Below are 15,165 nucleotides of genomic sequence, written 5' to 3'. Positions count from 1 at the left end.
ATCTTCGCAAGCTGCGGGGCAGTGCTTGGATCATTGATCAATGTCAATTACAAAATACAAACTATCCATCCGGACGTGGCTTTTCATTCTGGTGCTGGCATGCTGGATTCCGTTGGGGGTTTTTGTATTCGGTCAGTTTCTGGCCAATGACCAGAACGCGGCACGCGTAGCCGCAGTGGCCCAGATGCGCGAGCTGGCGCGCACAACCTCCATGGCCATAGACCTGACGCTGCGTGACAACGAAGCCATGATGCGTCTGCTGGCCGAGGAGTTCAAGGGCAATCCGCCTGTCAAGATGCCAGGCTTCCAGGCCGAACAGTTCATGGGAATTCATCCGCTGGTGAACAACCTGACGCTGCATGATTTGAATGCCAACAACCTGTATTCGTATCTGCCCAACCCCACGCCTGCCCAGGATGCCAAGGACTTTGCCTGGGTACAGACTGCAATTGCCGCCGAGGGGTTTCATGCCAGCGACGCTTTTCAGGGGCGCTTGAGCGGCAGATGGGTCAGTGTCTTCACCTATCCAACCCATGACCGCATGGGCCGCAGAACAGGTTTCATCAGCGCATCCATCGATTTGATGCGTCTCAACGCGCGCCTGCTGGCCAAGATCCCCAGCACCGTTGCGGTTGCCGTGCTGGACCGCGATGGCAAATTCTTGCTGCGCACACAAAGCCCCGAGGCTTGGATCGGCAAGCCCGGTCCTCTGGGGCTCTCACCCGCATTTACTTTGCAACGCGAAGGCGTGTTGCAAGTGCAGAGCGTAGAAGGTGTGAGCAAGCTGGTCGCCTATGAGACAAATCCCGCGACAGGTTGGCGTGTGGTTGCCGGCGTGTCGGAAGACCGCGCCTTGGCCGACTATTACGCGTTGCGCAGGCAAACCCTGTTCACAGGATTGGTACTGGTCCTGACCTCTTTGGGCTTGGCCTGGGGCATTGCCTCACTCATTGCTGCACCCATAACCGCACTGGCGCAGGCATCGCAGAACAATACGGAGTCTGCAATTCCGATTCCCGTGGTGCCCAGCGGCCCGTTGGAAATACAGACCGTGGCCCAGCAATTCAACCGCATGGTCGAGTCGCAGCACAGGAGTCTGGCTCGTCTGGCCGAGTCCGAGGCACGCTGGAAATTTGCCCTGGAAGGTTCTGGGGATGGTGTCTGGGACTGGAACTTTGTAACCCGGCACGCCTTCTACTCACGCAGATGCAATGAAATACTCGGCTTTGAGGACGGTGAGCTGCCCAGCACCATTGACGAATGGGCAGTTCGTACCCACCAGGAGGACTACGCGAGGGTGGTTGCGGTCGGCAGGGCCCACATGGACGGGGAGTCGCCGTCCTATGCCACGACGTTTCGCATCCGTTGCAAGGATGATTCCTACAAGTGGGTCCTGTCCCGTGGCCTGGTGGTGGAACGCGACTACAAGGGCCATCCCTTGCGCATGGTGGGCACCATCACCGACTTCTCCCAAATCAAGCAGCGTGATGACGACTTGCGCACCGCAGCCATCGCGTTTGACAGCCAATTGCCCATGTACATCCTGGATGACGAGCGCCATTTCAGGCGCGTCAATCGCGCGTTCTCCGAGATGACCGGCCTTTCCATCGAGGAGTTGAGAGGCCAAAGGCCGGAGGTGTTGCTGGCGCATGGACAGAACGACCCTGAACGCATAGCCGCCTTTTGGAGGCGATTGGCGCAAACCGGCGAAGCCAGCGACGAATTCCTGGCGCATAGCCGGTTTGGAGATTCGATTTCCATCGTCACCAACCTTTCCGTGGTGAAAAACGACAGCGCTTCCGTAGTGGGCTATGTGGGCACGCTGACCGACGTCACCGAAAGGAAGCGTCAGCAAGTGCAGCGCGAGGCGGAGCAGGAGGCGCATCGAACCGCTCTGGTGCGCGAAGTACATCACCGGGTCAAGAACAACCTGCAAGGCATGATCGGCATATTGCGGGAGTTCGGTCGCAGCCATCCCGAAACCATGGAGCCGCTGACTCAGGTGATCAGCCAGATCCAGAGCATTTCGGTCATACATGGCTTGCAGGGTGAGACTTCGCTATCGCAGGTTCGGCTGTGTGAGTTGACGGAATCCATTGCCTCCAGCATTGCTGCGGCCCGCCAGGTCAGCATCGCGTTCCACAGGCCGGACCAGTGGCAGCCCTGCATCATTGAATCCAAGGAAGCAGTCCCCATTGCGCTGGTATTGAATGAGCTGATACTCAATGCCGTCAAGCATGGTGATGCAGCAAAGGGCTCGGTGCGTATCGCCATGGAAAAAGGAGAGACCGAAAGCGTGGTTCGCATTGTGATCAGCAACTACGGCGATTGGAGCCAGAACGCAGTCGGCAAACAGGTAGGCTTGCAGCTGGCGGAGACGCTTTTGCCACGGCAGAGCGCAACGCTCACCAGAAACACACAGAATAATCAGGTGGTGACCATACTGGAGTTGGGAGCTCCCGTCATCACACTGGGTCAATGGGAGTAAATAAATTTGATTGATGAAGGTTTGGGTAAACAGCCCTACCTGTTGTTGGTTGACGACGACAGATTGATTCTTGCCACGCTTTCCAGTGGATTGCGTCATGCAGGCTACGAGGTGAGTCTGGCCGATTCGCATGATGAAGCGGTCACGGTGCTTCAAAGCGGCATTCGGCCCGACCTGTGCATTCTGGACGTGCAGATGCCGGAGCAGGGTGGCCTGACCCTGGCCGAGAAGTTGCGTGACTTCTACCATCTGCCATTCATCATGTTCAGTGCCTACAGCGACGATGAAACGGTCAAGAAGGCCTCTGCCGCAGGCGCTCTGGGTTATCTGGTCAAGCCCATGGATATCCAGCAGATGGTGCCGACGATAGAGGCTGCCATGGCGCGCGCCCGGGAGCTGAAAACGCTGCGTGTCAACAGCGTACAACTGCAGAACGCACTGCAGGCGGAGCGCGATGTGAATGTGGCGGTGGGCATCGTCATGATGCAGCACAAGCTCCAGCGCAACGATGCATTCAACCTGCTGCGCAATGCGGCGCGCAAGCGACGCATGAAACTCTCCGAGCTGGCGACCGAACTGATTCAGGCCGGATCTATTCTGAGTCTGTAGCTATGTAATGGTTAGGGTCGATAGACAACTTGCCAAAACTGAGATAACCTGAAATTCAATTCATCTGGAAGTGCCGTAACCCCGCCTACCAGACTTTGAGGCCCTGAACACGCCTTGCCAATCTGATCCATCGCGCTCGCAGCGCATGGCAACAGTGACCAAAGGTACGCGAGGCGGACGTGTTCGATTCATATTTCAAACCAGACTCTCCCTATCTGCAGCTGCGATTGGCAATTGACGCCTGCCTGAACCGTTTGGTACAGGACTAGTGCCATGCGGACCAACCTGCCGGTTTCGCAGCGCGAGTACGCGTTCCTGGTGATGAGACTCTGCTGTCTACCACCGATACCCAAAGCCACATCACGTACGCCAACGCGGCCTTTGTTGCTCTCGGGTGCAGTCATCGTTGCCACCGTGGGCACCATCGGTCTGGGTGTCGGCATGGTACTGGGTGTGGCGACCGTGGTCGTGGCAAGTCTGGCGGTGATGGACGCTGCCATAGAAAACCAGCAGAGCACGCCGTTGAAGCGGGTGCTGAAAGTGGCTGAGCAAGGGGGCAATGCCATGGGCAATGTGGTCTCCACCATGGACCTGATTTCTGAATTGAGCCGCCGCATTGCCGACATCATCAGCGTGATCGACAGGATTGCCTTCCAGACCAATATCCTGGCACTCAATGCAGCGGTGGAAGCCGCGCGCGCGGGTGAGCAGGGGCGCGGGCTTGCATTCTTCGCTCCTGAAGTGCGCAGCCTTGCCGGGCGTTCATCCGCAGCAGCCAAGGAACAGAACCTGGAGATCTCGCAGGTTGGAGATGTCATGGCCTCGCTGGAAGAGGCTGCACGGCAAAACGCCACCATGGTTGAGCAGAGCAGTGCTGCGACCAGCACATGAGTGAACAGGCGCAATTGCTAATGGACGCTGTGAGAGTTTTTTCAGATGCCGCCGTACACGCAAACTGAACCCGTTGACTATGCGCAGGCAACGCATGCGCATCCCTACCAGATGGCTGTTGGCTGGGTCCTGCTGACGTTGGCCATGCCGCTGCTGTGGCGTTTGACGCAAGACGGGCAGTCCGCATGGGGTGATGCCAGGGATTTCAAACTTTGGCAGACGTCGGCAGAAATACTCTGCGTCGTCCTCGCGACACTGGTGTTCATCACTGGGTACCGGGCGATTGCGTCCACGCGACAGGGGGCGGCGACGCTGCTCGGTGTGGGCTTTCTCGGTGTTGCGGTATTCAACCTGATCCATCTGTTGAGCCTCTTTGGCTTGCCAGGGCGCTACGGTCTGGACGCGCCGCTGATGTCCACCGTGTTCTGGCTTGCCACGCGACTGCTGGCGACAGCATCACTGCTGTACTACACGGTGTCGCGCAGGAGCTCGGGAATTGCTCCGAGAACAAGGCGCCTGGCCGTTGTCGCCATGCTGGTGGTGGCCTATTCGCTGGGATACGCGGGCTTGCACTGGTCCGATCAATTGGCAGAGTTTCTGCCCGGGCTACAGAATCAAAATCCGGAGCTTCCCGGATTCGAGTGGGCCGTTGTGGCAATGAGTGCCATAGCCGTGGTCGTGCTCTGGACCCGAAGAAAGGCCTTGCAGAACGAATGCCTGGTCGCGCTGCGGTTCTCTGCCGCGTTCCTGGGCGTATCGGCGTTGTGCTTCATGCAGACCGGGATCAACATCAGCGATGCCTCCAGCGCATCGGGCTACTTCTACATGCTGGTGGCCTTTCTTTACCTGTTTCATGCCACGTTCAACGAATCGATCAGTCGTCCGCTGGTGCGATTGCAGATGCAACTCAATCGGGAGCAGCACATTCTGGAGGCCGCACCCGATGCCGTGATGTGGGTGGATACCAGCGGCGTCATTCTGTTCGGAAACCCCGCTGTAAAGGAGCTGACCGGCTATGTCAGCGAGGAGCTCGTTGGCCGGAATGTGTCGATCTTCCTGCCGGAACCCCTGCGTGAGAAGCACGCGCGCTCTATTCAGGACTACTTCACCAAACCCCATTCCCGCGCCATGGGTCTGATGGATATCCGGCTGCAGCGAAAGGACGGCACTTCCGTGCCGGTGGATATCTCCCTGGGCCATTGGGTCGAGGATGGCGTTCCCTACGCCATCGCCTACATACGCGATCTGACGGAGCGCAAACGCTTTGAAGAGTCATTGCGCCACCGCGCCACCCATGACGAACTTACCGGTCTGGCCAACCGCTGGCTGTTCCGGCTGCAACTCGGTCAAGCCGTGGCACGTGCCGCGCGCAATGGGCAGCAGGTGGCCATTCTGTTCATTGACCTGGATGACTTCAAAAATGTGAATGACAGCTTTGGCCATGCGAGCGGTGATGCGCTCCTGGTGCAGACCGGTGCCAGAATCCGCAGCCAACTCAGGGAGAGTGATACGTTGGCCCGCATGGGGGGCGACGAGTTTGCCATTCTGTTGACGGACCTGTCGGACGTCAGCGAGGCCTTGGGCGTCGCCAGCAAAATCGTGACCCATCTTCAACTGCCCTATCCGTTGCAGGACCAGGAAGTGCATTCCGGGGCCAGCGTGGGTCTGGCCTTCTTCCCCAGCGACGGTCGTGACAGCGAAACCCTGCTGCGCTACGCGGACATGGCCATGTACCAGGCCAAGCGCGCCGGTCGTGGCACCTATGCCTGCTATTCGAAGGACATGGATGCCAAGGTGCGCGAAGACATGCGCATGCATGGCCGCCTCAAGGACGCGATCCTGCAGAAGCGTCTGCAACTGCATTACCAACCGCAGGTGGATGTGTCCACAGGCCTGATCGTGGGTGCAGAGGCGCTGCTGCGCTGGAATGATCCAGTGCTTGGCGATGTGTCACCTTCGCGCTTTATTCCGCTGGCCGAATCCACCGGCCTGATATTGCCGCTTTCAGAGTGGGTGCTGGAAGCCGCCTGCCAGCAGATCGCGCAGTGGGCTGACGCAGGTACGCCACTGTGCGTTGCCGTGAATTTCTCGGCGCAGCAGTTCCGCCAGGCGGATCTGCCGGCAAGAGTCCATCGCCAGCTGCAGGCCGCGGGTGCGCAGGCTGACTTGCTGGTCGTCGAGATTACGGAAACCGTGGCCATGGCGCAGCCCGAGCAGGCCCGCGAGCAACTCAATGCACTGGTGGCCCTGGGTTGCCAGGTCGCGCTGGATGACTTCGGCACCGGCTATTCATCGTTGGCTTACCTCAAGGTGTTGCCGGTCAACAAGCTCAAGATAGACAAGCGCTTTACCGAAGGCGTGCCCGATGACATGAATGATGTGGCCATTGCCAAAGCCATCATCCTGCTGGCTCACAGCCTGGGCATGACACTGGTGGCCGAAGGCGTTGAGACGCCTGAGCAGCTCGGCTTCCTGCACCAGCACGGCTGCGAGCTGTACCAGGGCTGGCTGTATTCCAAGGCCATAGAGGCCAGTTCCATGACCAGTCTGCTGCAAGTGCAGCTGCGCGAGATTTCCCAGTTTTCCGAATTGAAGCGCTGAAAGGAGGCTCCAACCGCGTACGTATTTAAGTAACCACTTTTTTCTCACCTATTAATTTTTACAAGGGTGAAGACGGTCTTTCCAGATACCGCCGTTCATTCGCCCAATATTGGAGCAAACCATGAAAATCTTCCGTGCTTTTCTCGTTGTGATCGTTTCTGCATTCCTGTCCCTGTCTGCCATGGCTGAAGACCATGGCACCAAGGACGAAGCCAAAGCGCTGGTCAATGCAGCCCTGGCCCATATCAAACAGGTGGGCAACACCACTGCCTTCAACGACTTCAATACCGACAAGGCGACCTGGACCAAGAAGGATCTGTATGTAGTCGTGCAGGACACCAAGGGTGTGGTGCTGGCCCACGGTGCCAATGAAAAGCTCGTCGGCAAGAACCTGATCGACTTCAAGGACCAGAACGGCAAGCTCTTCGTGCAGGAACTGATCGCCACCGGCACCAAGGGTGAAGGCTGGGTGGACTACGACTTCAGCAACCCCGTTAGCAAGAAGGTGGAGCCCAAGTCTTCCTACGTCAAGAAGATCCCCGGATTCGACGGCATCGTTCTGGTGGGCGTTTACCGCTAAGCAATACCGGAGGGGTTTGGCTCCAGCCGGAGCCGATCCCCTCCAATTTTTCGCTTGATGCAACGAGAGGGCAATCCCCATGACTTTCAAATTTGACAGGTTGTCTCTGATGACCAAAGTGGCACTGGCACCTTCCATGGTCCTGCTGTGCCTGCTGGTGGTGTCGTCCTTTGGTGTGTGGACTTCGCAGAAGACTTCACAAACGCTGGAATTCCTTACCCAAAAAAGTTTTGTGAACGTGACGCACGTGGCAGACGTGCGCGAGCGCGTGGTTGCCGTGAACGGGATGGTGATGCAAAGCATGGCCTTTGCCGGTGCCGGCCTCAAGGCAGATGTCATCAAGACGTTGGACGGCAAGATTGCCGCCGAACTCAAGGCCACGCAGGCGCAGCTGGACCAGTTGCGCGAGCTGTTCTCCGGTGATACCGACTCCACGGCCAAGCTGGAGCGCCTGAGTGCCGCCTTTCAGAAATACACCAAGGCCGCGCTGGATACCCTGGACATGAAGGACGCCGACCTGAGCACTGCGGCCATCATGATGAGCACCGCCGAGACGGCCTACAGCGAAACCCGCGCCCTATCCAGTGAGCTGTTCAAACACGAGGTTGAACAGGCGGACGCCAGTGGTGACAAAGCCTTGGCCAGTCTGGTTACGGGTAATCGCACGTCGGTTGGTATGGCTGCACTGGCGCTGTTGCTAGGCGTGTTTCTGACCTGGTATATCGCCCGACGCATTGTGCAGCCGCTGCGCGAAGCGGTGGCCATTGCCAGAGATGTGGCATCCGGCAACTTGCGTTTGCGCCAGGCACAGGCTGGTACCGATGAAACCGGCCAGGTACTCAATGCGTTGGGTGAGGTGACGCAACGCCTCAACGGAATGATTGCAGAGATCCGCAATGGTGCCGAGCAGATTGACACCGCCGCCAGCGAAATCTCCACCGGCAACAACGACCTGGCAAGCCGCACCGAGCAGACTGCTTCGGCGCTGCAGGCCACATCGGCATCGGTAGCCGATCTGACCAACACCATACGCGTCAACTCCGACACGGCCAGACGTGCGCGTGACCTTGCTTCCGAATCCGCCCAGATCGCGCAAAAGGGTGGCAGCGATGTGGCCGAGGTGGTGACCACCATGGACGCCATCAGCGTGCAGGCCAAACGCATCAGCGAAATCATAGGCACCATTGACGGCATTGCGTTCCAGACCAACATCCTGGCGCTCAACGCCTCGGTGGAAGCGGCGCGTGCAGGCGAGCAGGGTCGCGGCTTTGCCGTGGTCGCCAGCGAGGTTCGGGAACTGGCCCAACGCAGCAGCAATGCGGCAAAAGAAATCCGCACGCTCATCAGCGCCTCTGCCGATCAGGTGGCCTCCGGCACGACCAAGGTCCATGCCGCGGGCGAGACCATGCGCCAGATCGTGGCTTCCATCGGGCGCGTGAGCACCCTGGTGGCCGAAATTTCTCAAGCTACTGCGGCTCAGGCGGACGAAATCCATGGTGTGAACGAAGCGGTATCGGATATGGATCGCAGCACCCAGCAAAACGCTGCACTGGTGGAGCAAAGCGCTGCCGCAGCGGAGTCTCTGAAGTTGCAGGCCGCTGTTCTGGTGAAGTCCATATCGGTATTCCATGTCTCGGATGCCGGGCACAAAGACAACGCGCCGCTGCATTTGCCCGCAGCAAATACACGTGCGTTGCTTCAGGGCAATTCTGGGCCTTTGCTGCAAGGGGCGTGATAGCATGCATCGCGCCTTGTGGGTTGCCCTTGAACCTCTCAAGTCTTCACTATTACAAACAGGTTGGACATGTCAATTTTTAGCGGAATGAAGGTGTCGAGCCGACTCGCCCTCGGCTTTTGCACCGTTGCATTTATCGGTGTTGGCGTAGCCGCCTACAGTGCCGTCAAAATGCACACACTTGCGGCGAACCTGCAAGAAGTGTCGGGTGACAAGATGGTCAAAGTGGCGAAGTTCACGCTGCTCATGGACAACCTCAATACCAACGCACGGGCCGTGCGCAACATGCTGATATACGATGATCCTGCAGTGCGCGAAGCCGAGCAGAAGAAGCGGGCCGAGACCAAGGAGTCCAACGGCGCACTGCTGAAGGAGCTCAACGAAATCATCGTCAAGCCCAAGGGCGTTGAGCTGATGAAGGCCATCAACGATACGCGTCCGCTCTACAGCAAAGCCATGGACAAAGTTATCGCCGCCATCGAGAAGGGTGACAAGGCTGAAGCCAGCAAGGTGTTGCTGGATGAAGTGCGACCATTGCAGGCTACGTATTTCAAAGCGGTTGATGACTCGCGCACCTTGCAAAAGCAGTTTGCCGATGAAGTGGCGAACGAGGCCATTGCGACTGCAAATTCTGCCACCGTGGTCATGGGTGCGGCAGCCGTGTTCATGCTCATCATCGGTGGCTTGATCGGCTGGCTGGTTTCACGCGACCTGTCGCGCGCCCTGGGTGCCGAACCCGGCGAACTGTCTGAAGTGGCGGGCCAGGTGGCTGAAGGTGATCTGCATGCACCCTTGCAGGTGCGCTCTGGCGACACTGGCAGCGTGATGGCCGCCATGGCACGTATGCAAGCCTCGCTCACCCGCGTGGTCACCACGGTGCGCGCGGGCTCAGAAGGTGTGGCCACGGCCAGCGCCGAGATCGCGCAAGGCAACTCCGATCTCTCGTCCCGCACCGAGAGCCAGGCCAGTGCTCTGGAAGAGACGGCCGCCTCCATGGAGCAGCTCAGCGCACAGGTCAAGCACAACGCCGACAATGCGCGCCAAGCCAATCAGCTGGCCAGCAATGCATCGAGTGTGGCCGTGCGCGGTGGCGAAGTGGTTGCCCGCGTGGTGGAGACCATGAAGGAAATCAACGACTCCTCCAAGAAGATATCCGACATCATCAGCGTGATCGATGGGATTGCCTTCCAGACCAACATCCTGGCGCTCAACGCGGCAGTGGAAGCAGCCCGTGCCGGAGAACAGGGCCGCGGCTTTGCCGTGGTCGCCAGCGAAGTGCGCTCCCTGGCAGGCCGCAGCGCCGAGGCCGCCAAGGAAATCAAGAACCTCATCAACGCCAGTGTGGAGCGCGTGGAGCAGGGCACCGTGCTGGTTGACGAGGCCGGCACCACCATGGCCGAAGTGGTCGGCTCCATCCGCAAGGTGAGCGACTTGGTGGGCGAGATCAGCTCGGCCAGCAACGAACAGGCCGCAGGCGTGGCCCAGGTGGGCGAGGCCGTCACCCAGATGGACCAGGCCACCCAGCAAAACGCCGCACTGGTAGAGCAGATGGCTGCCGCCGCCAGCAGCCTCAGATCACAAGCCGGCGATTTGGTGGAAACCGTGGCCGTCTTCAACCTGGGCGCCAATGCACAAGCCAGCGTGGTGAAGACAACCGTGCGCGCACCTGCATCCAAGGCTGTGCCCTTCAAGGGCACCGAACGACGTCTGGAGAGCAAGCCTGCCGCCACTACTTCTGCCCCCAAGCCTGCTGCGAAGAAGCCGATTTCCTTGCCCAAGCTGGCCGCCAAAGCCAAGGTGGCAGTTGCTGCGGGTGAGGATGATTGGGAAACGTTTTAGGCTGGGCAATGCCATAGTGCCCAGCTTCACTCAATCTTCACACATTCGTGTAGACGGCATATCAGCAAGAGCGTTGTAGGTGTAGGGTTTCAAGTGTTTTGAAGCCCGCTGCAAACTGCAAAGGAATTTCAAATGCGTTCACAAGTTCGTGCTCTTACCATCGCTCTCGGCCTGCTCTGCGCTGCCTCGGCATTTGCGCAAACAGCTGCACCTGTAGCCGCCAAAGCAAGTGCACCTGCCGCTGTAACGGCCCCTGCAACCGCTACCCCGGCTGCCAAGCCAGCCACGACTGCCGCCACAAAGGGTGCTGCGCCTGCGGCGGCTGTCGCTGCTACGGGTGGAGACAGCAAGGTTTGGGTGAACACCAAGTCCAAGGTCTACCACTGTGAAGGTTCCAAGTCTTATGGCAAGACCAAGGCCGGTGAGTACATGGCGGAAGCGGACGCCAAGGCAAAGGGCTATCACGGTGACCACGGCAAGACCTGCGGCAAGTAAGACTGCGGCAACGGCAACAACCAAGGGTGCTTCGGCACCCTTTTTTGCTGGTCGATTTGCGGGCAACATTCCTGTCCCGGTGAGCGACTCAGCCAATCGATTGGGGTACATTGGTGGCGAGTGGGGGAGGAATAAATGAGAACAATTGGAAACGTTTTGTGGTTTGTCTTCGGCGGCTTCTGGATGGGCCTTGGATGGTGGCTCGCCGGCATCATTTGTGCGCTCAGCATCGTGGGGCTGCCCTGGGCCAAGGCCTGCTTTGTCATAGGTCGGTTTGCCTTCCTGCCCTTCGGCAAGGAGGCAATCAGTCGCGCTGAGCTGACTGGTGCCGAAGACGTTGGAACAGGCGCCTTGGGCATGGTTGGCAACATCCTGTGGTTTCTGGTCGCCGGCGTATGGCTTGCGATTGGGCACGTAATCACAGCATGCGCTTGCTTTATCACCATCATCGGCATTCCGTTCGGAATTCAACACTTGAAGTTGGCTGGGTTGGCCCTGGCGCCTGTTGGCAAAACGATTGTCAGCAGCGAAGAGGCCCTGTCCGCCCGGCTGTACGCTGCACAAATGCATGTGACACGTCAACGTCCTTATTGAAGGTGGGGGCTGAGTGCGACGCTGTCGCCCAGTCAGCACCCATGCGCATTTGTAAATACCGGTAACAGACTGTTCAGACGAGGAGATGGGGTAGGCGAATGGTCGTCGGCCTGCGTTCTTGGAGCAAGGGCATGCGCCAATATCTTGAACGCACGGCCTGAATGGCGAACCACCTGGTTCAACTCAAGAAAGATCCCTATGTCTGCAATCAAACAATTGGCGATTCTCTCAGTGGCCCTGGTTTCCTCGGGTGTCGCTCTTGCTGACGACTTCGGGCGCGTGCTGTCGTCCCAGCCCATACTTCAGCAAGTCGCTGTGCCACGGCAGGTTTGCTCAACGCAACAGGTTGAAGTTCAACAGCAGAAGTCTGGAGCAGGCGCCGCCATGGGCGCTATTGCCGGTGGCGCCATTGGCAACTCCATTGGTCGGGGTTCTGGCAATGTCGCCGCGACAATGCTTGGCATTGTGGGCGGCGCGGTCCTGGGCGACCGTATTGAGGGGGCTCCTGCGAGTCACCTCGAGAACGTTCAGCATTGCTCAACCCAAAACTTCTACGAGAACCGGACTGTCGGTTACAACGTGACCTACTTGTTTGGGGGGCGCCGTTACTCGGTTCAAATGCCTAACGACCCGGGTCCCACCATCCGCGTTCAAGTGTCTCCCGCTAGCGCCCAAGTGCAGCCTGAATACCCAGTGGAAGAGGTGGTGACTGCGCCGATTTACCCATATCAGCAGCCCACAATCATTGAGTCACGCACCATTTACCAGCCGTACTACGAGTATCCGGTCCACCTGGGAGAGCGTTTTCATCATCGCCATGACTGGCGGGATGAGCATCACGACGAACATGGTGATTGGCATAGGGACTAAGTCGCGCTACTCGTTGCGTATGCCAGCGCACAGCCATTTCAGCATTTGCTGGTTAGCCTGAAGAGCGGATCGAATGGTGCCCGTGTAGGCACGGACTTCTGCAAAGGAAAACACCATGAATACAGCAATCATTGGCATGGGGCTCAAAGCGTTCGTCAGCGTCGTCTTGCTCTCGGTGTGCGCGATAGCCACGGCCGAACCTCCCGCTCGAGTTGCCCGCCTTGGCTATGTCAGCGGCACGGTGAGCTTTGCCCCAGCGGGTCAAACCGATTGGATACAGGCCGCACTGAATCGCCCGGTAACCACGGGTGACCGTCTATGGGTAGAGGACCGTTCACGCGCAGAAGTGCAGATTGGCGGAGCGGATATTCGATTGGGTGTAGCCACCAGTGTGACTGTTCTCAATCTGGATGATCAGATGGCGCAGGTGCAGATCTCGCAGGGGTCACTTAAGCTGAGAGTGCGACGCATGGCGCAAAACCAGACTTTTGAGATAGACACGCCCAATTTGGCATTCGTGCTGCATCATCCGGGCGAGTACCGCGTCGACGTAGACCCGAATGGCGCTTCGACAGCAGTAATGGTTCAAAACGGCGAAGCCGAAGTGTATGGGGATGGCGCTTCTTATGCCGTCACGTCGCACCGGGGGTACCGCTTCTATGGCAACGATCTGTCAGATTACGACATCCTTGCAACACCTTATGGTGATGATCTGGAGCTTTGGTCGCGTGAACGGGACGGCCGCGCAGACAACTCGCCATCCGCTCGTTATGTGTCGAGTGAAGTTGTAGGCTATGAAGATCTTGACTCGAACGGAACCTGGCGGGCCGATCCAAACTACGGATACGTGTGGACACCATCGCACGTACCCGCAGGCTGGACACCTTATCGCGATGGCCGCTGGGCCTGGATCGACCCTTGGGGTTGGACTTGGGTGGATGATGCGCCGTGGGGCTATGCAGTGTCGCACTATGGCCGCTGGGCCAATATGGGGAACTCTTGGTGCTGGGTTCCCGGCCCACCCCGCGAACAGGCGGTATATGCACCAGCACTGGTGGTGTTTGTCGGGGGGGCCAATTTTCAGGGTGTGTTCGCCGTAGGCGCCGTGGCTGCATCGGTAGGTTGGTTCCCGCTGGCACCGCGTGAGGTCTACAGACCAACATACCAGGTCAGCCGTAGCTATTTCGAAAATATCAACCGCAGTAACGCGGTCATTGCGCCAGCAAATATCGTCAACGTCTACAACACCATCAATGTCACGAAAAATACAACGGTAGTGAACAACAACACCAACGTGACGCAGACCTATGCCAACCAGCAGGTACCGGGTGCGGTGGTGGCGGTTCCCCAGCGCGTGTTTGCGCAATCCCAACCGGTGGCCAAGGCTGTGTTGCCGGTATCGAAGACGGTAGCTCTGGCGGCACCAATCGTCCTGACGGCGCCGGTGGCTCCCGTGCTGCAAAGCGTGCACGGAGGCTCTTCTGGCGCAGATGTGAAACCTCCGGTACATGCCCAGGCAGCAGTCACTCACACTGCACCTCCACCGCCCCCAGTGCCATTCGTGGCTCAGCAAGCATTGCTGGCTGCAAAGCCTGGCGCGCCCATTGACGATACGCACCGCGGACAATTGAAACCGGCCGCGGCCACAGCCAATGCGCCCGTCGTCAGCGTTCTGGCGCCTTCCAAGACGCTCGCGTCAGTAGCTTTGCCACCGGCGACCCGGCCCTCCGGAAAGACACCTGAAACCCGTAAAGCCGAATTGCCGGCAAACGCGGCAACGCGTGTTGATGCAGCCAGGACCGATAACGCAAAGAGCGACACTGCACCTGCAAATGTTGTCAAGGCTGCGGATGCTGCGAAGTCTGCAAACGCCCCTGTGCCAAAGGCTGAAGTATCCAGGCCTGATGCCACCAGAGTCGATGCTGCAAGGGCCGAAGCTGCCAAAGTCGACGCAGCACGTGCAGCAGAAGCGAGGTCCGCCGCCATGAAGGCTGAGGCAGCAAAGGTCGACGCGGCGCGTGCGAACGCCGCAAAGGCCGATATGGCAAGAGCCGAAGCCCTAAGAGCCGAGGCAGCAAAGGCCGCCAAAGTTCAACAGAATGCTGTAAGACCCATGGCACCGAAAACCGAAGAATCCAGGCCGCCAGCCAAAGAAATGCATGTGCCCGCGCCCCGATCGGCAGCTGAACTGAAATTGGAGGAAGAAAAGAAGCGGGCTGAAGAGGAGGCCGCCCACAAGCGTTGACCGGATTCTGTCCGTTTGAACGCCAAACGGTTGTGGCGAAAAGGCTAATCGCCTTCATGGCGAACGTGTGAGGGTGGCGGAGACTGTGAGATTCGAACTCACGGACGGTTGCCCGTCGGCAGTTTTCAAGACTGCTGGTTTAAACCACTCACCCAAGTCTCCGCAAGGCGCGTATTCTAACCCGCCGCAACCGTGCCTACGGGCACGCGGCAGCTTCC

Annotated in this window: 10 protein-coding genes, 1 tRNA gene and 1 pseudogene; 11 read left to right on the top strand and 1 reads right to left on the bottom strand. The window is 58.7% G+C overall.

Features of this window, described 5'->3' with window-relative positions:
- Window positions 1–40 precede the first annotated feature (40 nt).
- The 11 genes and pseudogenes from AC1RMF_RS19490 (at window position 41) to AC1RMF_RS19440 (ending at window position 14,947) form a co-directional block, all read left to right on the top strand.
- Window positions 41–2,488, top strand: coding sequence for a PAS domain-containing protein (locus AC1RMF_RS19490; RefSeq protein ID WP_493143672.1), 2,448 nt, complete (start codon window positions 41–43; stop codon window positions 2,486–2,488).
- Between the two features lie 6 nt (window positions 2,489–2,494).
- Window positions 2,495–3,097 (top strand): ANTAR domain-containing response regulator, encoded by a 603-nt coding sequence (locus tag AC1RMF_RS19485; RefSeq protein ID WP_493143671.1) that lies wholly within the window; start codon window positions 2,495–2,497, stop codon window positions 3,095–3,097.
- A 540-nt stretch (window positions 3,098–3,637) separates the two neighbouring features.
- Window positions 3,638–3,988: pseudogene (locus tag AC1RMF_RS19480) on the top strand (methyl-accepting chemotaxis protein); the annotation flags it as partial.
- 45 nt (window positions 3,989–4,033) lie between these two features.
- Window positions 4,034–6,589, top strand: a complete 2,556-nt coding sequence (locus AC1RMF_RS19475; protein WP_493143669.1) for a bifunctional diguanylate cyclase/phosphodiesterase — start codon at window positions 4,034–4,036, stop codon at window positions 6,587–6,589.
- A gap of 121 nt (window positions 6,590–6,710) precedes the next feature.
- Complete coding sequence (locus AC1RMF_RS19470; RefSeq protein WP_342616555.1) at window positions 6,711–7,169, top strand: cache domain-containing protein; 459 nt, start codon at window positions 6,711–6,713, stop codon at window positions 7,167–7,169.
- 79 nt (window positions 7,170–7,248) lie between these two features.
- Complete coding sequence (locus tag AC1RMF_RS19465; protein ID WP_493143667.1) at window positions 7,249–8,904, top strand: methyl-accepting chemotaxis protein; 1,656 nt, start codon at window positions 7,249–7,251, stop codon at window positions 8,902–8,904.
- A gap of 69 nt (window positions 8,905–8,973) precedes the next feature.
- Window positions 8,974–10,743 carry a methyl-accepting chemotaxis protein gene (locus AC1RMF_RS19460; protein WP_493143665.1) on the top strand — a complete coding sequence of 590 codons (1,770 nt, stop codon included), beginning with the start codon at window positions 8,974–8,976 and terminating at the stop codon, window positions 10,741–10,743.
- 132 nt (window positions 10,744–10,875) lie between these two features.
- Complete coding sequence (locus tag AC1RMF_RS19455) at window positions 10,876–11,238, top strand: signal protein (protein WP_493143663.1); 363 nt, start codon at window positions 10,876–10,878, stop codon at window positions 11,236–11,238.
- Between the two features lie 135 nt (window positions 11,239–11,373).
- On the top strand, window positions 11,374–11,832 hold the full coding sequence (locus tag AC1RMF_RS19450) for a YccF domain-containing protein (protein ID WP_493143662.1): 459 nt from the start codon (window positions 11,374–11,376) through the stop codon (window positions 11,830–11,832).
- Between the two features lie 198 nt (window positions 11,833–12,030).
- Window positions 12,031–12,702 carry a glycine zipper 2TM domain-containing protein gene (locus AC1RMF_RS19445; RefSeq protein WP_342616559.1) on the top strand — a complete coding sequence of 224 codons (672 nt, stop codon included), beginning with the start codon at window positions 12,031–12,033 and terminating at the stop codon, window positions 12,700–12,702.
- Between the two features lie 136 nt (window positions 12,703–12,838).
- A complete protein-coding gene (locus tag AC1RMF_RS19440; RefSeq protein ID WP_493143660.1) occupies window positions 12,839–14,947 on the top strand; it encodes a DUF6600 domain-containing protein in 2,109 nt (702 codons plus the stop codon).
- A 74-nt stretch (window positions 14,948–15,021) separates the two neighbouring features.
- On the opposite strand, the gene AC1RMF_RS19435 is transcribed toward AC1RMF_RS19440, so the two are convergent.
- Window positions 15,022–15,109 (bottom strand) — tRNA-Ser (locus tag AC1RMF_RS19435).
- Window positions 15,110–15,165 lie beyond the last annotated feature (56 nt).

It is taken from the genome of Rhodoferax sp. GW822-FHT04A08, assembly GCF_058801025.1.
Note: the sequence above shows the minus strand (reverse complement) of the source record. Positions and strands in the feature narration are given on the sequence as shown.

Bases quoted from the DNA above. Each gene is read 5' to 3' on its own strand.
- AC1RMF_RS19490 (WP_493143672.1), top strand. From the start codon at position 41: ATGTCAATTACAAAATACAAACTATCCATCCGGACGTGGCTTTTCATT.
- AC1RMF_RS19475 (WP_493143669.1), top strand. From the start codon at position 4,034: ATGCCGCCGTACACGCAAACTGAACCCGTTGACTATGCGCAGGCAACG.
- AC1RMF_RS19470 (WP_342616555.1), top strand. From the start codon at position 6,711: ATGAAAATCTTCCGTGCTTTTCTCGTTGTGATCGTTTCTGCATTCCTG.
- AC1RMF_RS19465 (WP_493143667.1), top strand. From the start codon at position 7,249: ATGACTTTCAAATTTGACAGGTTGTCTCTGATGACCAAAGTGGCACTG.
- AC1RMF_RS19460 (WP_493143665.1), top strand. From the start codon at position 8,974: ATGTCAATTTTTAGCGGAATGAAGGTGTCGAGCCGACTCGCCCTCGGC.
- AC1RMF_RS19455 (WP_493143663.1), top strand. From the start codon at position 10,876: ATGCGTTCACAAGTTCGTGCTCTTACCATCGCTCTCGGCCTGCTCTGC.
- AC1RMF_RS19450 (WP_493143662.1), top strand. From the start codon at position 11,374: ATGAGAACAATTGGAAACGTTTTGTGGTTTGTCTTCGGCGGCTTCTGG.
- AC1RMF_RS19445 (WP_342616559.1), top strand. From the start codon at position 12,031: ATGTCTGCAATCAAACAATTGGCGATTCTCTCAGTGGCCCTGGTTTCC.
- AC1RMF_RS19440 (WP_493143660.1), top strand. From the start codon at position 12,839: ATGGGGCTCAAAGCGTTCGTCAGCGTCGTCTTGCTCTCGGTGTGCGCG.